The organism is Streptomyces sp. NPDC014991 (genome assembly GCF_043080665.1).
Lineage (GTDB): Bacteria > Actinomycetota > Actinomycetes > Streptomycetales > Streptomycetaceae > Streptomyces.
Map to the genome: position 1 here is coordinate 126,645 of NZ_JBIBVY010000008.1, position 25,108 is coordinate 151,752.

Annotated in this window: 21 protein-coding genes, 1 tRNA gene and 1 pseudogene; 2 read left to right on the forward strand and 21 right to left on the reverse strand. The window is 71.4% G+C overall.

Features of this window, described 5'->3' with window-relative positions; translation table 11 throughout:
• Positions 1-99 precede the first annotated feature (99 nt).
• From ACF1BE_RS15325 to ACF1BE_RS15335, 3 genes are all read right to left on the reverse strand, one after another.
• Positions 100-969, reverse strand: a complete 870-nt coding sequence (locus ACF1BE_RS15325) for an NAD(P)H-binding protein (RefSeq protein WP_392199502.1) — start codon at positions 967-969, stop codon at positions 100-102.
• Complete coding sequence (locus ACF1BE_RS15330; RefSeq protein WP_392199503.1) at positions 966-1,589, reverse strand: ScbR family autoregulator-binding transcription factor; 624 nt, start codon at positions 1,587-1,589, stop codon at positions 966-968. The genes ACF1BE_RS15325 and ACF1BE_RS15330 overlap by 4 nt, the downstream gene beginning before the upstream one ends.
• 204 nt (positions 1,590-1,793) lie before the next feature.
• Positions 1,794-1,867, reverse strand: a tRNA-Pro gene (locus tag ACF1BE_RS15335).
• Positions 1,868-1,991: 124 nt separating this feature from the next.
• Here ACF1BE_RS15335 and ACF1BE_RS15340 point away from each other — a divergent pair.
• Positions 1,992-2,699, forward strand: a complete 708-nt coding sequence (locus ACF1BE_RS15340; RefSeq protein WP_392199504.1) for a transketolase — start codon at positions 1,992-1,994, stop codon at positions 2,697-2,699.
• 44 nt (positions 2,700-2,743) lie between these two features.
• Positions 2,744-3,673, forward strand: a complete 930-nt coding sequence (locus tag ACF1BE_RS15345; protein WP_392199505.1) for a transketolase family protein — start codon at positions 2,744-2,746, stop codon at positions 3,671-3,673.
• A gap of 45 nt (positions 3,674-3,718) precedes the next feature.
• On the opposite strand, the gene ACF1BE_RS15350 is transcribed toward ACF1BE_RS15345, so the two are convergent.
• From ACF1BE_RS15350 to ACF1BE_RS15435, 18 genes and pseudogenes are all read right to left on the reverse strand, one after another.
• Positions 3,719-5,011 (reverse strand): MFS transporter, encoded by a 1,293-nt coding sequence (locus ACF1BE_RS15350; RefSeq protein WP_392199506.1) that lies wholly within the window; start codon positions 5,009-5,011, stop codon positions 3,719-3,721.
• 138 nt (positions 5,012-5,149) lie between these two features.
• A complete protein-coding gene (locus tag ACF1BE_RS15355) occupies positions 5,150-5,506 on the reverse strand; it encodes an MmcQ/YjbR family DNA-binding protein (RefSeq protein WP_392199507.1) in 357 nt (118 codons plus the stop codon).
• Between the two features lie 30 nt (positions 5,507-5,536).
• Positions 5,537-6,058 carry a GNAT family N-acetyltransferase gene (locus tag ACF1BE_RS15360; protein ID WP_392199508.1) on the reverse strand — a complete coding sequence of 174 codons (522 nt, stop codon included), beginning with the start codon at positions 6,056-6,058 and terminating at the stop codon, positions 5,537-5,539.
• On the reverse strand, positions 6,055-6,621 hold the full coding sequence (locus tag ACF1BE_RS15365) for a helix-turn-helix domain-containing protein (protein ID WP_392199509.1): 567 nt from the start codon (positions 6,619-6,621) through the stop codon (positions 6,055-6,057). The genes ACF1BE_RS15360 and ACF1BE_RS15365 overlap by 4 nt, the downstream gene beginning before the upstream one ends.
• A 46-nt stretch (positions 6,622-6,667) precedes the next feature.
• Positions 6,668-7,570: a LysR family transcriptional regulator gene (locus ACF1BE_RS15370; protein WP_392199510.1), complete on the reverse strand. Its 903-nt coding sequence runs from the start codon at positions 7,568-7,570 to the stop codon at positions 6,668-6,670.
• Positions 7,571-7,601: 31 nt separating this feature from the next.
• Positions 7,602-8,795: a glycine C-acetyltransferase gene (locus ACF1BE_RS15375; protein WP_392199511.1), complete on the reverse strand. Its 1,194-nt coding sequence runs from the start codon at positions 8,793-8,795 to the stop codon at positions 7,602-7,604.
• Between the two features lie 51 nt (positions 8,796-8,846).
• A complete protein-coding gene (tdh, locus tag ACF1BE_RS15380; protein WP_392199512.1) occupies positions 8,847-9,875 on the reverse strand; it encodes an L-threonine 3-dehydrogenase in 1,029 nt (342 codons plus the stop codon).
• A gap of 173 nt (positions 9,876-10,048) precedes the next feature.
• Positions 10,049-10,624, reverse strand: coding sequence for a GAF domain-containing protein (locus tag ACF1BE_RS15385; RefSeq protein WP_392199513.1), 576 nt, complete (start codon positions 10,622-10,624; stop codon positions 10,049-10,051).
• Positions 10,625-10,685: 61 nt separating this feature from the next.
• A complete protein-coding gene (locus ACF1BE_RS15390) occupies positions 10,686-11,285 on the reverse strand; it encodes an ATP/GTP-binding protein (RefSeq protein ID WP_392199514.1) in 600 nt (199 codons plus the stop codon).
• Positions 11,263-11,634 (reverse strand): DUF742 domain-containing protein, encoded by a 372-nt coding sequence (locus ACF1BE_RS15395; RefSeq protein WP_392199645.1) that lies wholly within the window; start codon positions 11,632-11,634, stop codon positions 11,263-11,265. Before ACF1BE_RS15395 ends, ACF1BE_RS15390 begins: the two co-directional genes overlap by 23 nt.
• A gap of 2 nt (positions 11,635-11,636) precedes the next feature.
• The gene (locus ACF1BE_RS15400) at positions 11,637-12,071 is read right to left on the reverse strand and encodes a roadblock/LC7 domain-containing protein (protein WP_392199515.1); all 435 of its coding nucleotides are present in this window, start codon (positions 12,069-12,071) and stop codon (positions 11,637-11,639) included.
• 71 nt (positions 12,072-12,142) lie between these two features.
• Complete coding sequence (locus ACF1BE_RS15405) at positions 12,143-14,668, reverse strand: ATP-binding protein (protein WP_392199516.1); 2,526 nt, start codon at positions 14,666-14,668, stop codon at positions 12,143-12,145.
• A 567-nt stretch (positions 14,669-15,235) separates the two neighbouring features.
• A complete protein-coding gene (locus ACF1BE_RS15410; protein ID WP_392199646.1) occupies positions 15,236-16,273 on the reverse strand; it encodes a LacI family DNA-binding transcriptional regulator in 1,038 nt (345 codons plus the stop codon).
• 25 nt (positions 16,274-16,298) lie between these two features.
• Positions 16,299-17,963, reverse strand: coding sequence for a glycoside hydrolase family 13 protein (locus ACF1BE_RS15415; protein ID WP_392199517.1), 1,665 nt, complete (start codon positions 17,961-17,963; stop codon positions 16,299-16,301).
• An 83-nt stretch (positions 17,964-18,046) separates the two neighbouring features.
• Positions 18,047-18,964: a sugar ABC transporter permease gene (locus ACF1BE_RS15420; RefSeq protein ID WP_392199518.1), complete on the reverse strand. Its 918-nt coding sequence runs from the start codon at positions 18,962-18,964 to the stop codon at positions 18,047-18,049.
• 13 nt (positions 18,965-18,977) lie between these two features.
• Positions 18,978-19,976 (reverse strand): carbohydrate ABC transporter permease, encoded by a 999-nt coding sequence (locus ACF1BE_RS15425; protein WP_392199519.1) that lies wholly within the window; start codon positions 19,974-19,976, stop codon positions 18,978-18,980.
• Between the two features lie 199 nt (positions 19,977-20,175).
• The gene (locus ACF1BE_RS15430) at positions 20,176-21,465 is read right to left on the reverse strand and encodes an extracellular solute-binding protein (RefSeq protein ID WP_392199520.1); all 1,290 of its coding nucleotides are present in this window, start codon (positions 21,463-21,465) and stop codon (positions 20,176-20,178) included.
• A gap of 514 nt (positions 21,466-21,979) precedes the next feature.
• A pseudogene (locus tag ACF1BE_RS15435) lies at positions 21,980-25,033 on the reverse strand (alpha-amylase family glycosyl hydrolase); the annotation flags it as partial.
• Between the last annotated feature and the right edge of the window lie 75 nt (positions 25,034-25,108).

Below are 25,108 nucleotides of genomic sequence, written 5' to 3' on the forward strand. Positions count from 1 at the left end.
TCTCCTCAACGTGGACGTCGCGTTTCCCCTACCTGGGACAGAGCGTGTGCTCCGGTGCCGCCTCGCGCTCGGCTTTCCCCTCCGCCGTACCCACTCGTCTCACGCGAAGCGGTCCTTGTGGCCGGCCGCCCACTCGGCGAAGGTGGTCGCGGGCCTCCCCGTGAGCTGCTCGACCGTGTTCGTGGTCCGGGCCTTGGCACCTGCCAACTGCCGCTCGGCGCCGTCGACCAGAGCGTCGGCCATCGCCGGCGAGTACCGGCGCGAGTAGCTCGCGTGTGCCTCCGCACGGGAAAGCTCCCGGCAGACGATGGGGCGCCCCAGCAGTTCGGCCAGGACTGCGGACTGTTCGTGGGCCGTGAGCGACTGCGGGCCGGTGAGCTGATAGGACTGGAAGTGGTGCTTCCCATCGCCGAGGACGCGGGCGGATGCCTCGGCGATGTCCTCCGGTGCGATGCACGCGTTGCGGCTATGAGGGTGCAACGCGTAGGTGACACCGGCTCTTCGGATACTGGATGCCCAGGCCAGGGCATGTGACATGAACAAGCGTGGCTGGATCATGGTCCACGGGATGCCGCTCGCCCTGATGCCCTCCTCGTTGCCGCGCTGCCACTGGGTGACCAGGTCCTGCGCCGCGCTGTCGTGCACCGCCGCCGCGGAGAGTTTGACGATGTGCCCCACCGAGGCCTCGGCAGCCGCCCGCACGATGTTCCGGTCGTGTTCGGGGCGCGTGGGGTCGTTCGTCACGACGAAGAGGGCGTCGGCGCCGACGAACGCGTCGACGAGGCTGTCGGGGGCGTCGTAGTCGCAGGCGACGTGCGTGACGCCGGGACGCTGCGTCGTCGTGCGAGCCGTGCGACTGGCGAGGGTGATGCGATGGTGCGCCGCGAGATGCCGGACCACCAGCGGGGCGATCTGTCCGGTGGCTCCGGTGAGGACGATGTGCCGGGACGTGGTCACGGTGGTGGTCATGAGGCGGGGACGCGCTCGGAGTCGACCTGGATCTCGCCGGCCACCGACTCGCAGGCGACGCTGGGCAGCAGCAGCTCCCACATGTCCTGGACGCGTTCCATGAGGTCGGCACGGTCGGTGGCGAGCTGCGAGTAGACCTGCATGCCGGTGCAGGCGCCGACGACGAACCGGGCCAGCTGGTCGGGGCTGACGGCCGCACGGAGTTCACCGTCGGACCGCGCCACGTCGAGGTGACCGCGCATGAGCGTCCGCCACTGCTCGAAGGAGGAGGCGTCGTTCATGCCGTGACTGCCCTGTTCGACGGCGAGGCGGACTCCCGCGCGCAGGATCGGGTCGCGTTTCATGCGGTCCGCCCACACCAGGGTGATGTCCACCACGCGCTGCAGCCCGGTCGACTCGAGGTGAGGTTCTATCGTCGTCGGCTGGGCGTTCATCAATGCTTCGGCCAGGCCCTGCTTCGAGCCGAAGTGGAAGTAGAGCGCGCCAAGGGTGAGCCCGGCTCGTTCCACGATCTGGGTCACTGCCGCCTTCTCGTAACCGGTCTCGTCGAAGACCTCGGCCGCGGCCAGCAGGATCCTCTGTCGGGTCCGGGCGGCTCGCTCCGCCTTCACACTTGGCACTCGTCACCGTCCTCCACAGACATAGATAACGCACTTTATGTCAGTTCCACCGCTACAGGCGGGCATCCGTTCAGAGCGAAAGTGCCGGTATGTCCAACGACTTCGGCTTCCAGGTCGCGCCGCCGGTTCCCGGCCGGCCCCCGAACGATCAAGGGCCGGTTTCGGATTACTCCGAAACCGGCCCTGATCTACGACTCTCACGAGTCGGGACGACAGGATTTGAACCTGCGACCCCTTGACCCCCAGTCAAGTGCGCTACCAAGCTGCGCCACGTCCCGATGCCGTTTGACCTGGGCTCACCCCCGGCCGAACGCGCAGGGAAACAATACCGCACTCGGATCGGTGGTCGTCGCCCCTTTCCCTGTTGACCTCAAGTCCGCTTGAGGTTGCACGATCGTCTGCATGACGATCACAACGGACGACAGCCGCACGCACGGCTACCAGGACCTGCCCCGCCTGATGGGGCTGATGACCGGCGACGAGAAGCACGGCCCGGCGGCCACCTCCACGCTCGACGTGCTGTGGGTGCTCTACGACCGCGTGCTCCGGGTCACTCCCGAGCGGCGGGACGACCCGGCCCGCGACCGCTTCCTGCTCAGCAAGGGGCACGGGCCCATGGCGTACTACGCCGTGCTGGCCGCGAAGGGGTTCGTGCCCGTGGCCTGGCTGCCGGGGTTCGGGTCGTACGACTCCCCGCTCGGGCATCACCCGGACCGGGTCCTGGTGCCCGGCGCCGAGATCGGCAGCGGGTCGCTGGGGCACGGGCTGCCCATCGCCGTGGGCACCGCACTGGGTCTGCGCGCGCAGGGCCTGCCCGGCCCGGCGGTCTGGGTGCTGATCGGGGACGCGGAGCTGGACGAGGGCAGCAACCACGAGGCGATCGCCTTCGCCGGGCCCGCCGGACTGGACCGGCTGCACACCGTGGTGATCGACAACTCCTCCGCGAGCCACGCACGGCCCGGCGGGATCGCCGCCCGGTTCGAGGCCGCGGGCTGGTCCGCGGTGAGTGTCGACGGGCGCGACCACGAGGCGCTGTACGCCGCGTTCACCGCACCGCATCCCGGCCGGCCGCACGTGGTCGTGGCCCGTGTCGAACCGAAGAACGCCTGACTTCCACCGCTCCCCCTCTTCGCCGCAAGGGAAAGGGTCCTCTGATGGACACCATGCGTGACCGTTTCGCCCCCGTCGTCTCCCGGCTGCTGGACGAGGACCCGCGGGTCGCCGTCGTCCTCGCCGAGATCGGTGCCGACGGCTTCCGGGAGACCATGCGCCGCCACCCCGACCGGGTGATCAACGTCGGCATCCGTGAACAGCTGCTGGTCGGTACGGCGGCGGGGCTGGCGCTCACCGGGCTGCGGCCCGTCGTGCACACCTTCGCGAGCTTTCTCGTGGAGCGTCCGTTCGAGCAGGTCAAGCTGGATCTTGGCCACCAGGACGTGGGGGCGGTGCTGGTGAGTGCCGCCGCCTCGTTCGACTGGCCGGCCGGAGGCTTCACGCACATGGCTCCGGGTGACGTGGCCCTCCTCGACACGCTGGACGGCTGGACCGTGCATGTTCCCGGCCATCCCGACGAGGCCGAGACGCTGCTGCGCCACGCGGTCGGCGCGGGCGACGACAAGGTGTACGTGCGCCTGTCCCTGCAGTCCAACCAGCAGGGGCGGGCCATCGACGGGCGGCACTTCCGCACCGTGCGCGAGGGGCGCTCCGGGGTGGTCGTCGCCGTCGGCCCGATGCTGGACGCCGTCCTCGCCGCCACCGAGGGCCTGGACGTGACCGTGCTCTACGCGACGACCGTACGGCCCTTCGACGCGGCCGGGCTGCGCCGGGCGACACAGGCCGCCGGCACGGACGTCGTGCTGGTCGAGCCGTACCTCGCGGGGACGTCGTCGGCAGCGGTGAGCGAGGCGCTGTCCGATGTCCCGCACCGGGTGCTCGGCCTCGGCGTGGGCCGCCGTGAACTGCGCCGCTACGGCACGGTCGAGGAGCACGTGGCCGCCCACGGGCTGGACCCGGCGAGCCTGCGCCGGCGGATCGCCGGCTACCTGGGCGCCGGCCGCACCACCGCCCGGGCCACCGGCGCGTGACGGCACGGGCGGAAGCCGCACGACCGGGCACCGGGGGCCGTCGTCTCAGCCGGCGGAGGTGTCCGCGTCGGCCCGGACCAGGTCGCGTATCGCCGGGACCGCGAGCAGGGCCGCCGCCACGACCAGGCTCACCGCGCCGGAGATCAGCAGGACGTGGCCGGCGCCCAGTGCTCCGGCCGCGGGGCCGGCGAGGGCCTGTCCGACCGGCATCATGGCGAGCGAGCCGGCCACGTCGTAGGCGTGGATGCGGTTGAGGACGTCCGCCGGGACCTGGGTCTGCACGCTGGTCGCCCACATGACACCCCAGAAGGACATCCCGGCACCGGCGACCGCGGCCCCGGCCGCCATGGCCGGTACGCCGAGTCCCGCCCCGACGGCCGCCGGGAAACCGAAGAAGGCGAACAGGGCGACTGCGCCCGCCCGGAGCATGCGGCGGGGCCGCAGCCGCAGGGCGATCAGGCCGCCGATCACCGTACCCCCGCCAAGGGCCGAGTTGACCAGGCCGTAGGCGCCCGGGCCGTGGTGCCGGACGACCTCCGTCGCCACCAGCGGGACGGCCGGACCCCATACGGCGATCATGTAGAGGCACCAGACGGCGATCACGCCCCACAGCCAGGCGCGGGCACGGAACTCCCGCCAGCCGTCGACGAGATCGGCGCGGAAGGCCCGCATGCCGGAGCCGGTGGCGGCGCGGGCGCCCGGGGGCAGCGGGGGCAGCCGGAGCAGCAGCAGGCACAGTGCGCTGACCGTGTAGGTGGCGGCGTGCGCGGCGAGGACCCCGCCGGGCGAGGCGAGGCCGACCAGGACGCCGGCGACGGCCGGACCGGCGAGCTGGGCGGTGGATTCGGCGATACGGATCGCGCCGTTCGCGCCCTGGATGTCGGCGGCGAGACGGGGCACCGTACTGGCCACGCCCGGCTGGAAGACGGCACCGGCCACGCCGTTGACGACTCCGATGGCGCAGATGTGCCACAGCACCACGTGCCCGGTGAGGAACAGGCCCGCGGCGAGCGACTGGGTGCCGAGCCGGACGAGGTCGGCACCGATCATCAGTTTCCTCGTGCTGAACCGGTCGGCGATGACCCCGCCGAAGACGACCAGTCCGGCGAACGCGGCTGTCGTGGCGGCCATGGCGAGACCGACCGCGCCCGCGCCGTAACCCTGCTCCAGCAGGCCGGTGGCGAGGGCGACGGGCAGCATGGTGTCGCCGAGGCGGGCTACGGCCCGGGCCACGAAGAACAGTGCGAAGTCCCGCGACCAGACGGCCGGGCCACCGGTCGCGGTGCCGTGCGCCTCCCGTACGGCAGCACTGCCGCGTCGTGCGTCCGTTCCCGTCATGCCCTGTGCTCCCCTCCCCCTCGTCGAGCCGTCCCGCCGTCCGGCGCCGGCGGCACCGCTCCCCCGCACCCCGGTGCCGCCCGCCCCGGTTCCGCCGCGCGGGATCACGTCGGGCCCCGGCCGCGCGCACCGGGATTCTCACTCCCCGGACAGGAGCAACTCGGGGTGGGCGTCGAGGAGTCGGGGCGGCGCGGCCTGGCGCCAGGAGTCGGCGAGGATGTCCCGCAGCTCGTCCTCGTCCTCCAGGGCGGCGAGTCTCGCTCTCACCCAGGCGAACTGCGCCTCATGGCCGGCGATCCAGAACTTCTCCGGTTCGGCCAGCACCAGTTCGGCGCGCTCCTCCTTGGGACAGCGCACGGCGATGGAGGTCTCCTCCTCGGGCAGGGTCGCGAACATCTTCCCCGCCACCCGGAAGGTGGGCATGTTCCAGGCGGTCTTCTCCGTGGTCTCCGGCAGGGACAGGGCAATGCGGCGTACGTCTTCTGCATCCGGCATGCCACGCACCGTAGCTCCTGCCACTGACAGTCACCCTCCGAGCCGCTTGTAGTACAGCGTCGTCGGCCGCAACCCGCCCGCCGGGGCGGCCGCGTAGTCGGGGATGGTGCCGGCCACCGTCCAGCCGGCCGAGCGGTACAGCTCCTCGGCGGGGCTGCCGGTCTCGGTGTCGAGGTGGAGCAGGGTGATCCCGCCGGCCACGGCCGCGTCCTCGGCGGTGGCGAGCAGCCGGCGGCCCAGTCCCCGCCCGCGCGCGGAGCGGTGCACCATCAGCTTGACGAGTTCCGCGCGGTGCCGGCTGTTCGGCTTGCCGGGGTAGGCGAGGCCGACCGTGCCGGTCACGCGGTCGGTGGGATCCACGGCCGCCCAGACGGCGAGGTGGCCCGCTTCCGTGGCGTCCGCCCGCTGCCGCCACCAGGTGACCGCCTCCGCGTGACCGAGCGGCGCGAGAAAGCCGACGGAGGCGCCGGAGGCCACGGCGTCGGCCAGCAGCGCCGCCAGATCGTCGGCCCGGTCGCGGACGCGGGCTCCGTCCCAGCGCTCCACCCTCACGGCCGCACCACCGCCAGCGCGTACCGCGCCGCGCCCGGCCCGGCGCAGCGGAACCGGGTAGCTCCGTGGACGCGCATGCGCAGGCAGTCCCCCGTGCCGAGCTGATGGACGTGGCCGCCGACGGTCACCTCCAGGGATCCCTCCAGCAGCCATAGGTGCTGTTCCAGGCCGGGGACGGGCGGGCGGTCGTACGCGATGTCCGCGCCCGCGCCGAGCCGGCCCTCGACCAGTTCGCCACGTAGTCCGGCGTGCGGCGGCGACACCGACCGGCGGACGAATGCGGAGGCGCGGTCCTCCCACACCTGCTGGTCCGCGGCCGGCACCAGTGCGGCCGGTTCCGCTTCCACCTCGCTGAGCAGCTGGGACATCGTGCGGCCGTAGACATGGCAGAGGCGGTTCAGGAGGGCGGCGGTGGGACTGGTCTCCGCCCGTTCGGCGCGGGACAGAGTGGACCGGCTCACTCCGCTGCGCTCCGCCAACTCGCCCAGTGTCCAGCCGTGTTGGGCGCGCAGCTCGGCCAGCCGGGCTCCGATGAGGTGATCGACGGCGTCCTCGGTTCTCATATCCGGGACGCTATCCCGGGAATGAGACGGGCGGGTTACGGAGTCCTCACGCCAGCGCGGCCTCGCCGAGGGCTTCCAGCACCGGGCGGATCAGCGGGTGTCCCTCGGCGCCACGGCGCACGGCGGCGAAGACCCTGCGGGTCGGGGCGACGCCGTCGACGGGCCGGACGACCACATCGGTGAGGTCCATGCCGCGCAGTGCGGAGCGCGGTACGAGGGCGACGCCGGCGTCGGCCGAGGCCAGGGCGACGACGGCACGGAAGTCGTCGGAGGAGTGTTCGAGGCGGGGCTGGAAACCGGCGCTCTCACAGGCGAGGACGACGACGTCGTGGCAGGGGTTGCCGGGGTAGGGGCCGATCCACGGGTCCTTGGCCAGGTCGGCGAGGGGAACCTCGCGGACGTCCGCCAGCCGGTGCCCCAGGGGGACGACCGCGTCGAACGGCTCGGCGTACAAAGGGACATGGGTCAGGCGGGGATCGCCGGCGGCCGGGGCGCCCCGGTACTCGACGGCGACCGCGACGTCGACCTGCCGGTCGAGGACCATGGGCAGGCTGGCGTCGCCCTCCGCGTCCTGGACCCGGATCCGGATGCCGGGTGCCGAGGCCGCGAGGCGGGCCACCGCGGGGGCCACGACCTGGGCGATGCCGGTCGCGAAGGCCGCCACGGTGACCGTGCCCGCCTCGCCCGAGCCGTAGGCGGCCAGCTCGGCCTCTGCGCGCTCCAGCTGGGCGAGGACGGCGTTGGTGTGGCTGAGCAGGATCTCACCGGCCGGGGTGAGCCGTACCCCCTTGGCGCCGCGCTCGACCAGCCGGTGGCCGGTCTCCTGCTCCAGCGCCGTCAGCTGCTGGGAGACGGCCGAGGGGGTGAGGTAGAGCGCGGCGGCCGCCGCGGTGACCGTGCGGTGGTCGGCCACCGCACGGAGGATGTGGAGCCGCCGTGCCTCGATCATGCCCCCGATTATCCCAGGGTGTCCGGCCCCCTCAGGCCTCCAGTTCGGCGCGCGCGGCGACGAACGCGTCGACCGCGCGGTCGACGTCCTGCGTGGAGTGCGCGGCGGACAGCTGGACGCGGATGCGCGCCTGGCCCTGCGGGACGACCGGGTAGGAGAAGCCGATCACGTAGACGCCGCGCTCCAGCAGCAGCTCGGCCATGCGGGCCGCCTTCGCCGCGTCACCGATCATGACGGGGGCGATGGCGTGGTCGCCGGGGAGGATGTCGAAGCCCTCCTCGGTCATCCGGCGGCGGAACAGCGCGGTGTTCTCGGCGAGGTGGACGCGCAGGTCGTCGGCCGACTCCAGGAGGTCGAGGACCTTCAGGGAGGCGGCGGCGATCACCGGGGCGAGGGTGTTGGAGAACAGGTACGGGCGGGAGCGCTGACGCAGCAGGGCGACGATCTCGGCGCGGGCGGCGACGTAACCGCCGGAGGCGCCGCCGAGGGCCTTGCCGAGGGTGCCGGTGATGATGTCGACGCGGTCCATGACGCCGTGCAGTTCTGGGGTGCCTCGGCCGGAGGGGCCGACGAAGCCGACGGCGTGCGAGTCGTCGACCATGACCATGGCGTCGTAGCGGTCGGCGAGGTCGCAGATCTCGCGCAGCGGGGCCACATAGCCGTCCATGGAGAAGACGCCGTCGGTGACGATCAGGCGGCGCCGGGCGTCGGACGCCTCCTTGAGCTTGGTCTCCAGGTCCGCGAGGTCGCGGTTGGCGTAGCGGAAGCGGCGGGCCTTAGACAGGCGGATGCCGTCGATGATGGAGGCATGGTTGAGGGCGTCGGAGATCACCGCGTCGTCCTCGCCGAGCAGGGTCTCGAAGACACCGCCGTTGGCGTCGAAGCAGGAGGAGTACAGGATCGTGTCCTCCTGGCCGAGGAACGCCGACAGCCGGGCCTCCAGCTCCTTGTGCACCTCCTGGGTGCCGCAGATGAAGCGGACGGAGGCCATGCCGTAGCCCCAGCGGTCCAGGGCCTCGTGGGCGGCGGCGATCACCTCGGGGTGGTCGGCCAGACCGAGGTAGTTGTTGGCGCAGAAGTTGAGGACCTCGCCGGGACGGCCGCCGGCGGTGACGCCGACGGTCGCGGACTGCGGGGTGCCGATGACCCGCTCGGGCTTGTGCAGCCCGGCGGCACGGATCTCGTCGAGGGTGGCGCGCAGGTCGTCGCGGACGGTGTCGAACATGGGATGCTCCTGAAGGCGCTGACGGAGAAGGGGAGTCGGGTCCTGTGCGGGCTACGCGGTCCAGTCGAGGACGACCTTGCCGCCCTTGCCGCCGGCGGCGTCGGCGAAGGCCGCCTCGAAGTCGCGGTACCCGTACCGGCCGGTGATGACGGGCGCGAGGTCCAGACCGCCCTCCAGCAGCACCGACATCGCGTACCAGGTCTCGAACATCTCCCGGCCGTAGATGCCCTTGATGGTGATCATCGAGGTGACGATCCGCGCCCAGTCGACCGGGAACTCCTGTGCGGGCAGGCCGAGCATGGCGATCCGGCCGCCGTGCGTCATGTTGGCGATCATGTCCCGCATGGCCTCGGGACGGCCGGACATCTCCAGGCCGACGTCGAAGCCCTCGCGCAGCCCAAGCTCCCGCTGTCCGTCGGCGATCGGGGTCTCGGCGACGTTCAGGGCGAGGCTGACGCCGATCTTGCGGGCCAGTTCCAGGCGCTCCTCGCTGACGTCGGTGATGACGACGTTGCGGGCGCCCGCGTGCCGGGCCACCGCGGCGGCCATCAGGCCGATGGGGCCGGCGCCGGTGATCAGGACATCCTCGCCGACCAGCGGGAAGGACAGCGCGGTGTGCACCGCGTTGCCGAACGGGTCGAAGATCGCGGCGACGTCGAGGTCGACCGGGACGCGGTGCACCCAGACGTTGGCCGCGGGCAGCGCCACGTACTCGGCGAACGCGCCGTCGCGGCCGACGCCGAGACCGACGGTGGCCCGGCACAGGTGGCGGCGTCCGGCCAGGCAGTTGCGGCACTTGCCGCACACCAGGTGGCCCTCGCCGCTGACCCGGTCGCCGATGCGGATGTCGGCCACGTCGCGCCCGGTCTCGACGACCTGCCCGACGAACTCGTGCCCGATCACGAGCGGCGTGCGGATCGCCTGCTGGGCCCAGCCGTCCCAGGCCCGGATGTGCAGGTCGGTGCCGCAGATACCGGTCCGCATGACCTTGATCAGTACGTCACCGGGGCCGATGACGGGCTCCGGTACGTCCGTCAGCCGGAGTCCCGGCTCCGCCTTCTCCTTGACCAGCGCCTTCAACGCTACGGCTCCTGTGGGTGAGGCCCGGACCGCGGGCATGCCGAAGCAGCCCGGCACCGGGTCAGAGGGGTGGAATCACCCTGCAATCTGCCGTATGTGCGGGCCGGGGTCCATCGAGCTTTTCTTAACCGCCGCCTCAGCTTTCCTTCAGGCCCCTCCCGCAACGCTTCGGATCAGAGGGGCAGGCCGTCCGCCGCGCTCCGTTCGAGGCGTACGACGAGATCGGCGGCCAGCCCCTTGATGGTCTCCAGGCCGGGCCTGCCCCAGGCGCGGGGCGCCATGTCGGCGGCGCACACGGTGCCCAGCGCCATACCGGAGCTGTCGATGAGCGGGGCTCCGAGATATGAGCGGATGCCGTACGCGTCGACGACCGGGTTGCCCGCGAACCGGGGATAGTCGCGGACGTCCTCCAGGACCAGTGCCTTGTGGCGTACCACCACATGGGGGCAGAACCCGTGGTCGCGCGGCAGCACCCGGCCGATGCGGGCCCTGCTGCCGTCCTCGCGCACCACCGGGGCGGTGGCCGGGGCGCTCAGGCCCGCGAAGAACTGGTGGTCCTGGCCGACGAAGTTCACCATGGCGTACGGCGCGCCGGTGAGCTGGGCGAGGTGCCCGGCGAAGGCGTCGAGCACAGGGTCGGGCCGGTCCCCCAGTCCGAGCCGGCGCAGGCGGTGGACGCGGGCGGGGGCCTCCTTGTCCTCGGGGGTGAGCAGCAGGCCCCGGACCGGCCGGGGCGGCTCGTAGCTCATGGCCGGGCTCCGTCGCTGTGGGCGTACCTCATATAGGGGCTCCGTAGGCGGTTGGGCGGGATCACCTGTGGGCGCCGTGGGTGGGCGCGGTCGCCGGGGCGTGGGCGAGGAGATGGCGTACGAGGGTGAGCAGGGTCTGGACGCCGGAGCTGGAGATCCGGGCGTCGCAGCGGACCACCGGCACCTGGGGGTCGAGGTCGATGGCGGAGCGCACCTCCTCGGCGTCGTAACGGAAGGAGCCGTCGAACTCGTTGACGGCGACGACGAAGGCGAGCCCGCGTTCCTCGAAGAAGTCCACGGCGGCGAAGCAGTCCTCGAGTCGCCGGGTGTCGGCGAGGACGACCGCGCCGAGCGCGCCCTCGGACAGCTCGTCCCACATGAACCAGAACCGCTCCTGGCCCGGCGTGCCGAACAGGTACAGCACGTGCTGCGGATCGAGGGTGATCCGGCCGAAGTCCATGGCGACGGTGGTCTCCATCTTGTTCTCGATGCCTTCGAGACTGTCCGTGCCGACGCTGACCGTGGTGAGCAGCTCCTCCGTGCTGAGCGGCGCGATCTCGCTGACCGCGCCCACGAAGGTCGTCTTGCCCACCCCGAACCCGCCTGCGACGAGGATCTTGAGCGCGGTGGGGAACGGGTCAGAGCTGTCGTCGTAGTCCATCGAGCACTGCCTCCAGCAGAGACCGGTCAGTGGGAGTGTGGTGGTAGGCGGGCGGCTTGGTGGTCAGCGCCCCGCAGTCGACCAGGTCCGCGAGGAGCACCTTGGTCACCACCGCGGGCAGCCGGAGCTGGGCGGCCAGCTCGGCGACCGAGACGGGTGCGCGGCACAGGTCGAGGGCCTGCGCGTGTTCGGGCCCGAGGTAGCCGAGCGGGGTGACGCCGGTGGACATCACCTGCGACATCAGGTCGAAGGCGACGCTGGGTCTGGTACGGCCGTTGCTGACCGTGAACGGCCGCACCAGGCGTCCGGCCGCGGCGTCCAGCCAGGGCCCGTCACCGGCCGCGGTCACGCTCAAGGCCTCGTCGCCGTGGGTTCGGCGGTGTGTTGCCGGGGCGCGGTCACCAGGTAGGGGCGGACGCTCTTGACCAGCATCGCCATCTCGTAGCCCAGCACCGCCGCGTCCGCCTCGCGGCCGGCGAGCACGGCGAGGCAGGTGCCGGAGCCGGCGGTGGTGACGAACAGCAGCGTGGAGTGGAGTTCGACGACGACCTGGCGGACGTCGCCGCCGTCGCCGAACCGGGCGCCCGCGCTGCGGCCGAGGGAGTACAGGCCGGAGGCCAGGGCCGCCATGTGGTCGGCGCTGTCGTGGTCGAGGCCGTGCACGGACTTCACCAGTCCGTCGCAGGACAGGAGCACCGCGCTGCTGGTGTGCGGTACGCGCTGCACGAGGCCGCTCAGCAGCCAGTCGAGGTCGGATGCTCGGGCGGTCGGCGCTTCGCTCGCCATGGTGGATCGACTCCTTGCGGTACGAAGGTGTGGGGGCGCGCTGGGGGCGGGGGTACGGCGTGCGGGGGCGGTCATCCGGCCGGCGCGCTCCCCCCGGTCCGGCCGGTGGCGCGGGTGCCGTCGGACCCGGGCACGTGGGCGTGCGGCTGAGGGGTGGGGGCCGAAGCCATGTTTTCTGACGCCACGTGCTCTGACGCCATGTGTCCTGACGCCATGTGTGCCGGGGCCAGGTGTTCGGGGACCGGGTGTTCCGGGCCTGTGTGGTGGGGGTCCGGGTGGTGCGGGCCCCGGAGTTCGGGAAGGGCGCGTGTGGGCCGGGTGGATGGCGGTGCTGGGGCCTGGGGTCGGCCGGCCGACATGGGCTCGGCATCCGGGTGGGCCGCCCCCGTGTGACCGGCACCGACGTGTCCAGCGCCTGTGTGACCGCCGCCCATGGGGCTGGCACCCACGTGGGGATCCGTACGGCGGGGACCCATGTGGCCTGACCCCATGTCGGAAGGCTCCATGGCCGGGGCCTCCACGGACGCCGGGCTCCCGTACCCCGGTCCTCTGTGACCCGGTTCCCGGTACGCCGAGTCCTCGCGCGCCGACTGCTCGTACGCCGAGTCCTCGCGCGCCGGCTCCAGGTGCTGCCGTGCCTCGGCGAGTCCGATTCCGCGCTGGAAGGCGGCCATCAGGCCGGGGTCGTGGCCGGTGACGGTGTCGGTGTCCTGGCGGGGCGCGGGGCCGCCGCGCAGCTGGGGCACGAGGTGTTCCTGGGCGCGGCGGCGGGGCAGTCGGGGTTTGCCCATGGTGCCGCGTACGGCGTCGGCGCGCGGGGTGGGCAGGATGCCGGCATGCGCCTCCACGACCGGCCGGTCCGCGGCGCCGACCCCGGGCTGGGCCTCGGCGGGAGTGGGCCGCGTCTCCTGGGCGCCGCGCACGGGAAGCGGTGCCGGGACACCGCCGTGCCGTCCGTGTCCGGCGCCCTCGGCCGTACGCCGCCCGGAACCGTTGTCGGCGTCGGACCGCCCGGCTCCGCTCTCCGCACCGCGCCGCCCGGGTCCGCGCTGGGCGTGCCGCCGCCGTCCGGTGGCCGGAGCCTGTCCGGCCCCCGCCCCGGCCCCGGACGCGCCCGCGACGGCGGAGCCACTCCCGGCGTCACCGTCCGGCCCGGCCGGGCTTCCCGCCGCGGCCGGACTTCCCGTGACGTGCGGGCTCCCTGCCCCGGCCGTGTTCCCGGCTCCGATCGCGTCCCCGGCGCCGGGCAGGGCCGCGGCAGCCGTCGTCGCCGTGCCCGCGTGTCCGGCACCGCCGTGGTCGGGAATCCCGCCACCCGGTTCGCCTCCCGGTGTCCGCACGGGCGGCTGCGGCTGTGACGGCGCTACGGCGGCCGCGCCCAGGACGGCCGGTGGGCTGCCCAGCAACGCCTGTGGGACGACGAGGACGGCCTGCACTCCGCCGTAGATGTTGGTCTGCAGCCGGACGTGGATGCCGTGCCTGCGGGCGAGTTGGGAGACGACGTAGAGGCCGATGCGGCCGTCGGCCAGCAGGCTCGCGACGTTGACCTGGTCGGGGTCGGCGAGCAGGGCGTTCATCCGGTTCTGCTCGGTGACGGGCATGCCGAGCCCACGGTCCTCGACCTCCACGGCGAGCCCGGAGGTGACGAGGTTGGCACGCAGCAGCACCTGGGTGTGCGGGGCCGAGAACACCGTGGCGTTCTCGATGAGTTCGGCGAGCAGGTGGATGACGTCGGCGACGACGTGGCCGCGCAGTTCGCCGGCGATCGGCGGGACCAGTTTCACCCGGGAGTACTGCTCGACCTCGGCGATGGCGGAGCGCAGCACCTCGGTCATGTCGACCGGGTTGCTCCACTGCCGCCGGGAGACCGCGCCGCCGAGCACGGCGAGGTTCTCGGCGTGCCGCCGGATGCGGGTGGCGAGGTGGTCGACGTGGAACAGGCCCTTGAGCAGGTCGGGATCCTCGATCTCGTTCTCGAGGTCGTCGAGGATCGAGATCTCGCGGTGCACGAGGGACTGGAGCCGGCGCGCGAGGTTGACGAAGACCTCGAGCTTCTGCTCGCTGCCCGCCTGGCTGGAGAGCTGGGCGGCGCGCACGACGGCGGTGACGGCGCCGTCGTGCGCGCGGGCCAGGTCGGCGGCGAGCAGCTCGAAGTCGTCGGCGTCCGCGGGCGGCCGGCGGCGCGGGCCGCGCTGGGGCGGGGTCTCCCCCTGGCGCAGTGCGTCGACCAGGTCGTGCAGGTCGGCCTCGCCGAGCGCAGCGGTGCGGCGCAGGGCGTCGACGCGGTCGGCGACCGAGCGGGCGGCGCGGTCGGCGGCCACGGCGGCGATGAGGATGGCGGCGACGGCCACGGTGACCGCTCCGGCGAGCACGGCCCACAGGGTGGGGCCGGTGTGCACGCCGGTGGAGCGGATGCTGAAGAGGACGGCGGCGGTGGCGCCGAGGGCGACGGCGAGGGGTGGCAGGACGGCGAGCCGCATGAGCTGGGGCCGTATGTGCGTTTCGGGCAGTGCGGGGGCGGGTCGGGCGACCGGTCGCCCGTGCCGGCCGCCCTCGCGGCGCTCGGCACGGGTGGCCGGTGCTCGGAGGTGAGACATCTGCGTCCTCGTACTGGTCCGTCGGGCTTGGGGGTGTCCTGCGGTGCGCGCTGCGGGCATGCGTCATCGCGCCGTCGGCGGCGGGACCGGGACCGGCCGCGCGTCGCCCGACGGACACTCACCGTAGTTGCCTGAGCATCATGTGCGGTGGGCAGTTGACGAAGTCCCCCGAGGAGCGTCCCGCTCTGGTATTAAGCGTCGTACGCAGGACCGATAACTCGACTGAACAACTGCCGCCGTTTCGGAAGTCGGCGAAAAGAGCCGGTCGAAAGCGGTCGGGAAAGGGAAGGTGCGGCGGAGTGGCCGCGGGGAATTTCTGCTGGGCGCGATCCGGCGGGCGCCCGCCGTCCGATGCGCTCCCCGCGCGCCGCGCGCGCTTGCGCGCAAGCGGTCTTCACCCCCACCCGATGCCACAGGCGGTGACATCATGGCCTTGGGCCGGCGGGGTGGGCCCGGACAAGCGGTTCGGGCCCCGCGGCGCACGGCCGGACGGCTGCCGCTCGGGGCCCTGGACGATGTCGCCGCTGTCTCGGGTGGATGCCTCGGCCTCGTAGCGGTACGCCGGGCTCAGCCGGTGAGTTGCCGCCGCTTGGGGGCGGATGCAGTCGACCCACGCACCACCAGCTCCGGCATGAACACGAACTCGCTGTGCGGCGCGGGCGTCCCGCCCACCTCCTCCAGCAGCGCGCGTACCGCGGCCTGGCCCATCGCGGGCACCGGCTTGCGGATCGTGGTCAGGGGCGGGTCGGTGAAGGCGATCAGGGGCGAGTCGTCGAAGCCGACGACGGAGAAGTCCCGGGGTACCTCCAGGCCGCGCTGCCGGGCGGCCCGTATCGCTCCGAGCGCCATCATGTCGCTGGCACAGACCACCGCCGTGCAGTCCCGCTCGATGAGGGCCGCAGCGGCGGCCTGGCCCCCCTCCAGGGTGTACAGCGAGTGCTGGATCAGCGTCGACTCGATCACGTCCGGCGGCAGGTTCAGCTGGTCCTCCAGCGCCCGTACGAAGCCCTCGATCTTGCGCTGCACGGGGACGAAGCGCTTGGGGCCCACGGCCAGTCCGATGCGGGTGTGGCCCAAGGAGACCAGGTGGGCCACCGCCAGTGTCGTCGCCGCACGGTCGTCGGGCGAGATGAACGGCGCCTGCACCTTCGCCGAGAAGCCGTCCACGAGGACGAACGGCACGCCCTGAGCGCGCAGGTGCCCGTAGCGCCGCATCTCGGCGGTGGTGTCCGCGTGCAGCCCGGAGACATAGATGATGCCCGCCACTGCGCGTTCCACCAGCATCTCGGTCAGTTCGTCCTCCGTGGAACCGCCGGGTGTCTGGGTGGCGAGCACCGGGGTGTAGCCCTGCCTGGTCAGCGCCTGCCCGATGACCTGCGCGAGCGCCGGGAAGATGGGGTTGTCCAGCTCCGGGGTGATGAGGCCGACCAGGCCCTCGCTGCGCTGCCGCAGCCGCAGCGGGCGCTCGTAGCCCAGCACGTCGAGGGCGGCCAGTACGCACTGCCGGGTGCCGGCGGCGACGCTCGGTTTTCCGTTGAGGACCCGGCTGACGGTCGCTTCGCTCACCCCCGCCTGCGCGGCGATGTCGGCGAGCCGTACGGTCACGGGGATGGTCTGTACCGGACGCATGTCAGGCTGCCCACCAGAGGGCACACTCCCCGGGCAGTACTGTCGTCTCGGCACCCGGTTCGACATCGGCGCTGGCCAGCAGCAGTGCGCCGGGGGTGGTCAGCGTGACGGGAGCGGCGGTGAGGTTGGCCGTGCAGACGAAGGAGCCTCGCTCGCTGTCACGACGGAAGGCCAGCACGCCCTCCGGGCTGTCCAGCCAGGTGATCTGACGGCCCGCGCCCAGTGCCGGGTACTCGCGGCGGACGGCGAGTGCGCGACGGTAGAACTCCAGGGTGGAGGCCGCGTCCCCCTCCTGGGCCTCGACGGTCAGGTGTTTCCAGTCCGCCGGCTGTGGCAGCCAGCTCGGCCCGCCGTCGACGGTGCCGAAGCCGAACGGCGGCACCTGGCCCGACCACGGGATCGGCACCCTGCAGCCGTCGCGGGTACCGTCCTGGCCCGTGTCGCGGAAGAACGCGGGGTCCTGCCGCACCTCGTCGGGCAGGTCGACGACCTCGGGCAGGCCGAGTTCCTCGCCCTGGTAGAGGTAGACCGAGCCGGGCAGCGCCAGCATCAGCAGGGTGGCCGAGCGTGCCCGCCGCAGGCCGCGCGCCGCGTCCCCTTCCGCGAGACGTGTGGTGTGGCGCACGACGTCGTGGTTGGACAGCACCCAGGTCGCCGGCGCGTGTACGGCGTTCATGGCGCGCAGCGAGCGGTCGATGACGTCACGCAGTTCGGCCGCGTTCCAACCGGTGCCCAGGAAGGCGAAGTTGAAGGCCTGGTGAAGTTCGTCCGGACGCAGGTACAGGGCGCTGCGCTCTACGGTCGGTGTCCATGCCTCGGCGACGGCGATACGCTCGCCGGCGTACTCGTCGAGGATGCGCCGCCAACTGCGGTAGACGTCGTGCACGCCGTCCTGGTCGAAGTACGGCATGGCCTGCGTGCCGAGCAGTCGGACCTGCCCGTCATGACCGACGTCCGGCAGGCCGGCGGCCTTGACCAGGCCGTGCGCCACGTCGACGCGGAAGCCGTCGACGCCGAGGTCCAGCCAGAACCGCAGGATGGAGCGGAACTCGTCGTGGACGGCGGGGTGGTCCCAGTTGAAGTCGGGCTGCTCGGGTGCGAAGAGGTGCAGGTACCACTCGCCGGGGGTGCCGTCCGGCTCGGTGACCCGGGTCCAGGCGGGGCCGCCGAAGACCGACTCCCAGTCGTTGGGAGGCAGTTCACCACCGGTGCCCTTGCCCGGACGGAAGTGGAAGCGCTCCCGGAGCGGGGAGCCGGGGCCCTCGCGCAGCGCCTGCCTGAACCACTCGTGCTGGTCGGAGCAGTGGTTGGGCACCAGGTCGACGATGACCCGCAGGCCCAGCGTGTGCGCGTCGTGGACCAGGTCGTCGGCGTCGGAGAGGGTGCCGAACATGGGGTCCACGGCCCGGTAGTCCGCGACGTCGTAGCCCCCGTCCGCCTGCGGGGACGCGTAGAACGGCGAGAGCCAGACGGCGTCCACACCGAGCTTCTTCAGGTAGGGAAGGCGTGCGCGGATGCCGGGCAGGTCGCCGATTCCGTCACCGTTGCTGTCGGCGAAACTGCGCGGATAGACCTGGTAGATCACCGCATCACGCCACCACTCCCCGCGGCGGGAGGCGGCGGTGGGGGTTTCGATCGTGACCGGGTCGGTGACGTGCTGGGTCATGGCTTCCCTTAAGGGGTGCGAGGGTAACGATGAAGGCGCTTGCCCGGTGGACAGGAGCCGGGGTCCGGCCGGTGTGCCGCCGGTCATGACTTGGTGCCGCCGGCCGTCAGGCCGGAGACGAGGCTGCGCTGCACCAGCATGAACACGAGGGCGGCCGGGATGGTGATGATGACCGCGGTGGCCGAGGTCCATGCCCAGTCGGGCCGCTGGTCCTGGGCGAAGGTGCGGATGCCGACGGCGAGCGTGTAGTGGTCGGACTGCATGAACTGCGTGGCGTAGGCGACCTCGCCCCACGCGGTGAGGAAGCTGTAGAAGGCCGTCACCGCGAGGCCCGGCTTGGCCAGCGGCACGATCAGTCGCCAGAAGGTGCCGAGGGGGGTGAGGCCGTCCACCCTGCCCGCCTCGTCTATCTCCTTGGGGATGGTGTCGAAGTAGCCCTTCATCATCCAGGCGCAGAACGGCACCGCGGTGGTCGCGTAGGCCAGGATCAGTCCGAGGTAGTTGTCGAGCAGGTGCAGCTCGGACATGAGCAGGTACAGCGGCACGATCAGCACGATGCTGGGGAACATCTGGGTGACCAGGAAGGTCCACATCAGCTGCCGGCTGCCGGGGAACCTCATCCGGGACACGGCATAGCCGGCGGTCGCGGCGAGGAAGACGCCGAGCGCCGTGGTCCCGGCCGCCACGATGACGGTGTTCAGGAACCACTGGCCCAGGTCCGAATGCGCCAGCACGTCGCCGTAGTTGTGGAGGCTGAGGTTCTTCAGCACCTCGCTCGGCTGCTGCCAGGCGTTCTTCGGGCCCAGGGAGATGAACAGGATCCACACCACGGGGAAGGCCGCGATCACGGTGGCGAGGATCAGCGTGCCGTGCAGGGCGACGGAGGCTCCGAGGCCGCGCTCCTCCCGGCCGCGCACCCTGCGGGAGCGCGAGGGCGCGGCGGCGGGGAGCGGGGCGGTGCCGCTGGGCGTGGCGGCGGTCTCATGCGTTGCTGCGGTCATGGCGATGGCTCCTTCACGCCTGCTCGGACTTCAGGGTGCTGCGGCGGTAGAAGGTCGAGAAGGCCAGCAGGAGAGCGAGGATGATGATCCCGTAGGTCGCCGCCCCCGCGTAGTCCGAGACCCCGTTGAACGCCTTGTGGAAGGCGAAGGTGACGAGGATGTCGGTGTCGCCGGTGGTGTTGTTGCCCAGCAGCAGGAAGATGACGTTGAACATGTTGAACGTCCAGATGCAGCCCAGAAGGACCACGGTGTTCGACACCGGCCGCAGTCCGGGCAGCGTGACGTTGACGAAGCGCTGCCAGGGTGAGGCGCCGTCCGTCTCGGCCGCTTCGTACAGCTCCTTGGGGATCGACTGCAGGCCACCGAGCAGGGCGACCATGTTGAAGGGGATGCCGATCCAGACGTTGACCATGATGACGGCGATCTTCTGGGACAGGGGGGTGCCGAGCCAGTTCTGCGCGGGCATGCCGAACGCCTGGATGATCTCGTTGAACACGCCGTACTGGGAGTTGAGCATCAGCCGCCACGCGAAGACGCCGATGAACGACGGTACGGCCCACGGCAGGATCAGCATCGCGCGGTAGAAGCCGCGCAGCCGCATCTTGCGGTTGAGCAGCACCGCGAGCGCCATGCCCAGACCGACTTGCAGCACGACGCAGGACACCGTCCACAAGACCGTCCACCACAGCCGCGGGTAGAAGTCGCCGTCCGCGCCGGACAGGACGTGCCAGTAGTTGTCGAGACCGACGAAGTCGTACGTGGCCGGGCGGTGGAAGGCGCCGATGGTGGTGGCGACGTTGGACTCGGTCGCGTCGGTCAGCGACTGGTAGAAGCCGTACCCCAGCGGATACAGCACCAGCAGGGTGATGACGATGGCGACCGGGGCCACCATGGCCCAGGCGTACCAGTACTTGTCCCACGCACGCCTGAGCGTCGTAACACGTGCGCGGCGTGGCTTCCGGTAGCCGCGTGCTGTCTCGTCGGGCTTTCCGGTGCTCGTTGCGGTCGTCATACTGATCGGCTCTTTCGCGGACGAAGTCGGGTGGTTCCGCAGCCCCGGGGGGAGCCCCGGTCGGGGCGGCAGCGGGGAAATCGGTCCCCCGGGGCTGCGTGTCCTTCGGTTACCGTCGGGCTGGGGTCTTTCGTTCGGATCAGGCCGGACCCGCGAGCCCGGCATCATCCGAACGAGAGGGCCTAGTGCACGCCGCGGGTCAGCCGACGGAGTAGCCGGGCAGGAGCTTCTGGAACTCCTTGGCGGTGGCGTCGAGGCCGCCCTTGACCGACTCGTCCCCCTGAAGGATCTTCACGTAGTTCTGCGCGAGGGGGGTGAAGAGCGAACCGACCTGCGGGAGAGCCACGCGCGCCCGCGCCGTCTGCTCCAGGATCGGCTTGAAGCCGGCGATCTTGGCGTCCGCGGTGACCTCACCGGTGTAGGCCGACTTGCGGGTCGGCAGGGTGCCGGTGCCCTTGGCGATCTCGATCTGGCTCTGCGTGGACGTCATGAACTGCGTGAACAGGTAGCCGGCGTCCAGGTTCCGGGAGCCCTGGTAGACCGTGAGGTTGTGACCACCGGTCGGGGCCTGCGCCTTGCCGCCGGCGCCGGCCGGGACGGAGGCGAAGCCGAGGTTGCCCTTGTCGCCCTTGAACGCCGTGCCGGTCAGGTCCTCACCCACCGACCAGGGGCCCTGGATCAGCATGGCGACCTTGCCGTCCTTGAAGGCGGCCTGCATGTTCTGGTAGGCGTTCGCGAAGTCGACCTTCATCGACGCTTCGTCGTTGATCGTCTTCGCGAGGGTGAGCGCCTTGACGGCGGCGTCGTCGCTGATGGTGATCTTCTTGGCCGACGGCTCGGCCAGGTCCGCGCCGTTGCTGTAGAGCAGCGGGAGCAGGAAGTAGGAGTCGGGGTTCAGGTAGGTACCGTAGGCCCCCGTTCTGCGCTTGATGGTCTTGGAGTCGGCGATGAACTCGTCCCAGGTGGCCGGCGGCTCGGCGATACCGGCCTTCTCCAGGAGCTTCTTGTTGTAGAGCAGGCCCAGGGTGTCGGTGACCGACGGCACGCCGTAGGTCTTGCCCTTGTACTTGGACGTGTTCAGCGGGACGGAGTTGAAGTCAGCGGTGTCCTTGAGCGCCGGGGTGCCGTCGAGCGGGGCGATGTAGCCCAGCTCGGCGTACTCGGCCATGAGGCCCACGTCGGTGCGTACGACGTCAGGGGCGCCCTTGCCGCTCTTGGCAGCCGACTTGAACTTCTGCTCGACATCGGTGAAGGGGACGTTCTGGTAGTCCACCTTGATCTTCGGGTACTTGGACTCGAACTGCTTGACCAGGGCCTTGTACGTCGGGGCTTCGGTCGCAGCGTCCGAGGTGTCCCAGTACGTGATCGTCCCGGAGATGTCCTTGGGGTCCTTGGGCTTGCTCGACGAGTCGCCGTCCGAGCCGCCGCAGGCCGAGGCGGTGAGGGCGACCAGAGTGACCGCGGCGGCGATCGACATGCCACGTCGCATATGAACTCCTTGGTATGGATGCCCGGACCATGCCTCGAGGGGGCCGGGGGGCTGTCTCTCCCAACCAGCGGCCGCCGGGCGCGAGTTGAACATAACAAGCTTGCAATCTCTTGCGAAAGACGTTGCAGGGAGATTCCCTCATGATTCCGCGAGCGTGACAATCTCGTTATCTGTGAGGACAGTTGCCGCGTCGAAGACTGCAACAGCGTGTGCACACCGGCCAGTTGATGCCCAAAGCCCCTACCTGCGGCCCTCGTACCACCTCACGGCGAGGTGATCCCTCACCGCGCGATCCCAGCCCGTCGGCAGCGGCCAGTCGGCACGCCTACCCGCAAGACGGTGGAACTGACGTACCGTCCGGCCAACGAATGAAGCTTCTTGCTGCGACTTTCAGGAGCCTTGCGGTTCCTCACGCCCTGACCTGGTCGCTTCCTCGCCCGGGAGCCGGGCATCGTCCGTCAGCGGGTGCCCCTCGCAGGGGCGAGGGGCACCCGCTGGACGCCGGTCAGGGAAGGCGGACCCCGGTGGCGGCGAGCAGCGCGCCGTCGGCGGACCGCTGCGTCGCGATGACCTGTGCGCACAGTGCGGCCGGGACACGGTCGCGGTCGCGGGGGTCGATGGTGAACGCCGGCTCGTCCGCCAGCTCCGGGTGCGCCGCTTTCTGGGCGTCCGTCAGCCTCGACGGGATCAGCCGGAGCCAGTACCCCTCGTCGGACAGCGCGCCGTCCTTGATGGTGAGGCCTCCGTGGGGGGCGTACACGAGTTGCCGGCTGGTGGAGTCCGTGGCCTTCACCTTCCACACGACCGTGTCCGTGTCGATCCACCGCGCCTTCGCCGTGCCGAGGTCCAGGTCGGGTGCGCTGCCCACCGTCGGCAGCAGGTAGTCGCTGTCACCGCTGATCAGCCAGGCCTCCTTGTCGTAGGTGCCGAAGTCCAGCGACCGGTCGGCTGCGATGTCCTTCGCGTCGTCCCTGTGGATGATGTAGCTGAGTGAGGTCGCACCGTCGGCGAGCGGCACCTCGAAGGTCACGCCGAAGGCGTCCTTCCTGGCCGGCGCGAGCGGGACCGCCCAGTCGGTGGGGTTCCTGGCGCCGGTCCAGGTGTGCAGACCCCAGCCCTCGTAGTCGCCGTCGGCGCGGTGGTAGTGGAGCACCACCTTGGTCGGGTCGGAGGGCGGATACGTGCCTTCCGGTGCCGTGTCCGCTTCGCCGTCGTCGCCCTGCCGGATCCACACCTCGCCCGTCTTCACCAGGTCGACGGTGCGCTGCGGGCCGTCCGCCGTGCCGTTCCTGGTGACCGTGTACGTCAGGCTCTTCGCGCCGTCCTCCAGCCTGACCCAGGCGAACGCGCCGTAGGCGTCCCGCCCGGTGAACTCGGCCGACCGGCCGGTGGAATCGAGCCTCCAGCCGGTGTAGTCGCCGTCCGTGCGCAGGTAGTGCACCACGGCGTAGTCGCGGTGCACGGCGCTGGGCGGCTGCGGCACCGCTGCCCGGCCCGCCGTGGTCGTGGTGAGGTCACTCGCGAGGCGGCCCGCGAGGTCGACGGCCACCGCCTTGTAGCGAAGCCGGGTGCCTTGCTGCACCGTGTCGGGCAGGTGCTGTGTGACCCGGTAAGGGGCGTGGTCGGCGGTGCCGAGGGTGTGCCACGGGCCGTTGCCGACCTGGGCGGCGAAGACGACGCGGTTCAGGCCGCCGCCGCTCACGTCCGCGGAGATGTCGACGTCCCCGGTCGCGCCCGGCGCCGGGGCCCGAAGCGTCAGGGACGGCCGGGTGGCCGGGGTTGCGAGCCGCTTCGCCGACTTCAGGACCACGGACGACAGTGGCGGGACGGTGACGGTCACCCGGGTGTCGGTGCCGCTGGTCACCGTCGCGGTGGTGCCGTACAGGCCCCGGTAGGTCATCCCGGCGGAGCCCGTGGGGATCCGCACGGTCCTCGCCCGGGTGGCGTTGTTGCACGCGACCAGGTAGTCGCGTCCGCGGCGGACGTCGGTGCGGGAGAAGGCGTACACGGAGTCCTGGGCGTAGCGCTCGGTCTGGACACCGTCGCGCAGGGCGGGGTTCTCCTTGGTGAGCCGGGAGAGCGCGGCTATCGCGCGGTACAGGGGGTGGGAGGTGTCGTACGCGTCCGAGGCGGCCGTGCGGTCGGTGCCGATCTCGTCGTCGTCCAGGTAGTCCGCGACCTTCGAGGCGAACATCGTCTGACGGGCGTCCTTGTCGCCGCCGGCTCCGGTGAACCCTTGTTCGTCACCGGCGTAGACGACCGGGTTGCCCCGCGAGAAGAACATCAGTTCGTCGGCGAAGCGGTCCCGGCGGAGTAGTTCGGCGTCACCGGCCTTCGGGTTGTCCTTGAGCAGGAAGCCGCCGAAGCGGCCCATGTCGTGGTTGCCGAGGAAGGTCACCTGCTCGTAGGCGTTCGCCTTGTCGGTGGTGTATCGGTAGTCCTGCGCGAAGACGCCGGCGAGCCGGTCGGCCGCCCGGCCCTGGGAGGCGTACTGGCGGATCGCGTCCTGCAAGGGGAAGTCGAGCGTCGCGTCGAGCCGGCCCTGCCGTACGTACGGCGAGGTGACGGACGGGTCGGAGGAGAGCGTCTCACCGAAGACGAAGAAGTTCTTCCGGCCCTTCTTCGCGGCGTACGCGTCGAGTGCCGTCGCCCACCGCGTCCAGAAGGCCATGTCGACGTTGCGGACGGTGTCGACGCGAAAGCCGTCGACACGGAAGTCCCTGACCCACTTCTCGTAGATCTTCTCCATGCCGTGCACGACTTCGGGGCGTTCGGTCCACAGGTCGTCCAGACCGGTGTGGTCGCCGTAGAGGGTGCTCTCGCCGACGAAGGTGGAGTCACCGCGGTTGTGGTACATGGCCGGGTCGTTCAGCCACGCCGGAACCTTGGCGTCCTGTTCGGCCGGGCCGACCTGCGGGGTGTAGGGGAGGCCGCGGGCGTCGACCTTCCGCATGCCCTTGCTGTCGTCGAAGGGGCGGCCCTCGGTGTCCAGGTAGGGGTAGGCGCCCTTGCTGCGGTATTCGTACGTCTTCTCGGCGTTGGTGACGGTGTCGGCCGTGTGGTTGGTGATGACGTCGAAGAAGACCTTCATCCCCTTGGCGTGGGCCTTGCGGATGAGTTCCGCGAGGTCCGCGTTGGTACCGAAGTGCGGGTCGACCCGGGTGAAGTCGGTGATCCAGTAGCCGTGGTAGCCGGCGCTCTCGCCGTTGCCCTGCACCGGTTTGTTCTTGAAGATCGGGGCCAGCCAGATCGCGGTGGTGCCGAGCCCCTTGACGTAGTCGAGTCCGTCGATCAGCCCTTTCAGGTCCCCGCCCTGGTAGAAGCCCTTGTCCGTGGGGTCGTAACCGGTGGTCGTACGATCGCCGGTCATCCCTCCCCGGTCGTCGGCGGTGGAGCCGTTGGCGAACCGGTCGGGGAGGAGGAAGTAGAACTGCTCGCGGGTCATGTCGTGCCGGGCCGGCTCCGCGGCCAGTCGGGCGTCGGACGGTGGGGCGGGTGATCGCTCCGTGGCGCTCGCCGGCTGGGCGGTGTGCAGGGCCGTGCCCAGCAGTGCGGCGGTGACGGCCACGGCGGCGGAGCGGGTGACGGTTCCCGGGAGGCGTCGGCGACGGGAGCACGCCGGTCGTCCGCCCGGGTTCGCGCG

Coding starts and splice junctions, on each gene's coding strand:
- ACF1BE_RS15355 (WP_392199507.1), bottom strand. CDS start 5,506: ATGCCGGATGCAGAAGACGTACGCCGCATTGCCCTGTCCCTGCCGGAG.
- ACF1BE_RS15400 (WP_392199515.1), bottom strand. CDS start 12,071: ATGGCGAGCGAAGCGCCGACCGCCCGAGCATCCGACCTCGACTGGCTG.
- ACF1BE_RS15405 (WP_392199516.1), bottom strand. CDS start 14,668: ATGTCTCACCTCCGAGCACCGGCCACCCGTGCCGAGCGCCGCGAGGGC.
- ACF1BE_RS15325 (WP_392199502.1), bottom strand. CDS start 969: ATGACCACCACCGTGACCACGTCCCGGCACATCGTCCTCACCGGAGCC.
- ACF1BE_RS15385 (WP_392199513.1), bottom strand. CDS start 10,624: ATGAGCTACGAGCCGCCCCGGCCGGTCCGGGGCCTGCTGCTCACCCCC.
- ACF1BE_RS15370 (WP_392199510.1), bottom strand. CDS start 7,570: ATGATCGAGGCACGGCGGCTCCACATCCTCCGTGCGGTGGCCGACCAC.
- ACF1BE_RS15365 (WP_392199509.1), bottom strand. CDS start 6,621: ATGAGAACCGAGGACGCCGTCGATCACCTCATCGGAGCCCGGCTGGCC.
- ACF1BE_RS15430 (WP_392199520.1), bottom strand. CDS start 21,465: ATGCGACGTGGCATGTCGATCGCCGCCGCGGTCACTCTGGTCGCCCTC.
- ACF1BE_RS15425 (WP_392199519.1), bottom strand. CDS start 19,976: ATGACGACCGCAACGAGCACCGGAAAGCCCGACGAGACAGCACGCGGC.
- ACF1BE_RS15420 (WP_392199518.1), bottom strand. CDS start 18,964: ATGACCGCAGCAACGCATGAGACCGCCGCCACGCCCAGCGGCACCGCC.
- ACF1BE_RS15340 (WP_392199504.1), top strand. CDS start 1,992: ATGACGATCACAACGGACGACAGCCGCACGCACGGCTACCAGGACCTG.
- ACF1BE_RS15350 (WP_392199506.1), bottom strand. CDS start 5,011: ATGACGGGAACGGACGCACGACGCGGCAGTGCTGCCGTACGGGAGGCG.
- ACF1BE_RS15415 (WP_392199517.1), bottom strand. CDS start 17,963: ATGACCCAGCACGTCACCGACCCGGTCACGATCGAAACCCCCACCGCC.
- ACF1BE_RS15390 (WP_392199514.1), bottom strand. CDS start 11,285: ATGGACTACGACGACAGCTCTGACCCGTTCCCCACCGCGCTCAAGATC.
- ACF1BE_RS15375 (WP_392199511.1), bottom strand. CDS start 8,795: ATGTTCGACACCGTCCGCGACGACCTGCGCGCCACCCTCGACGAGATC.
- ACF1BE_RS15345 (WP_392199505.1), top strand. CDS start 2,744: ATGGACACCATGCGTGACCGTTTCGCCCCCGTCGTCTCCCGGCTGCTG.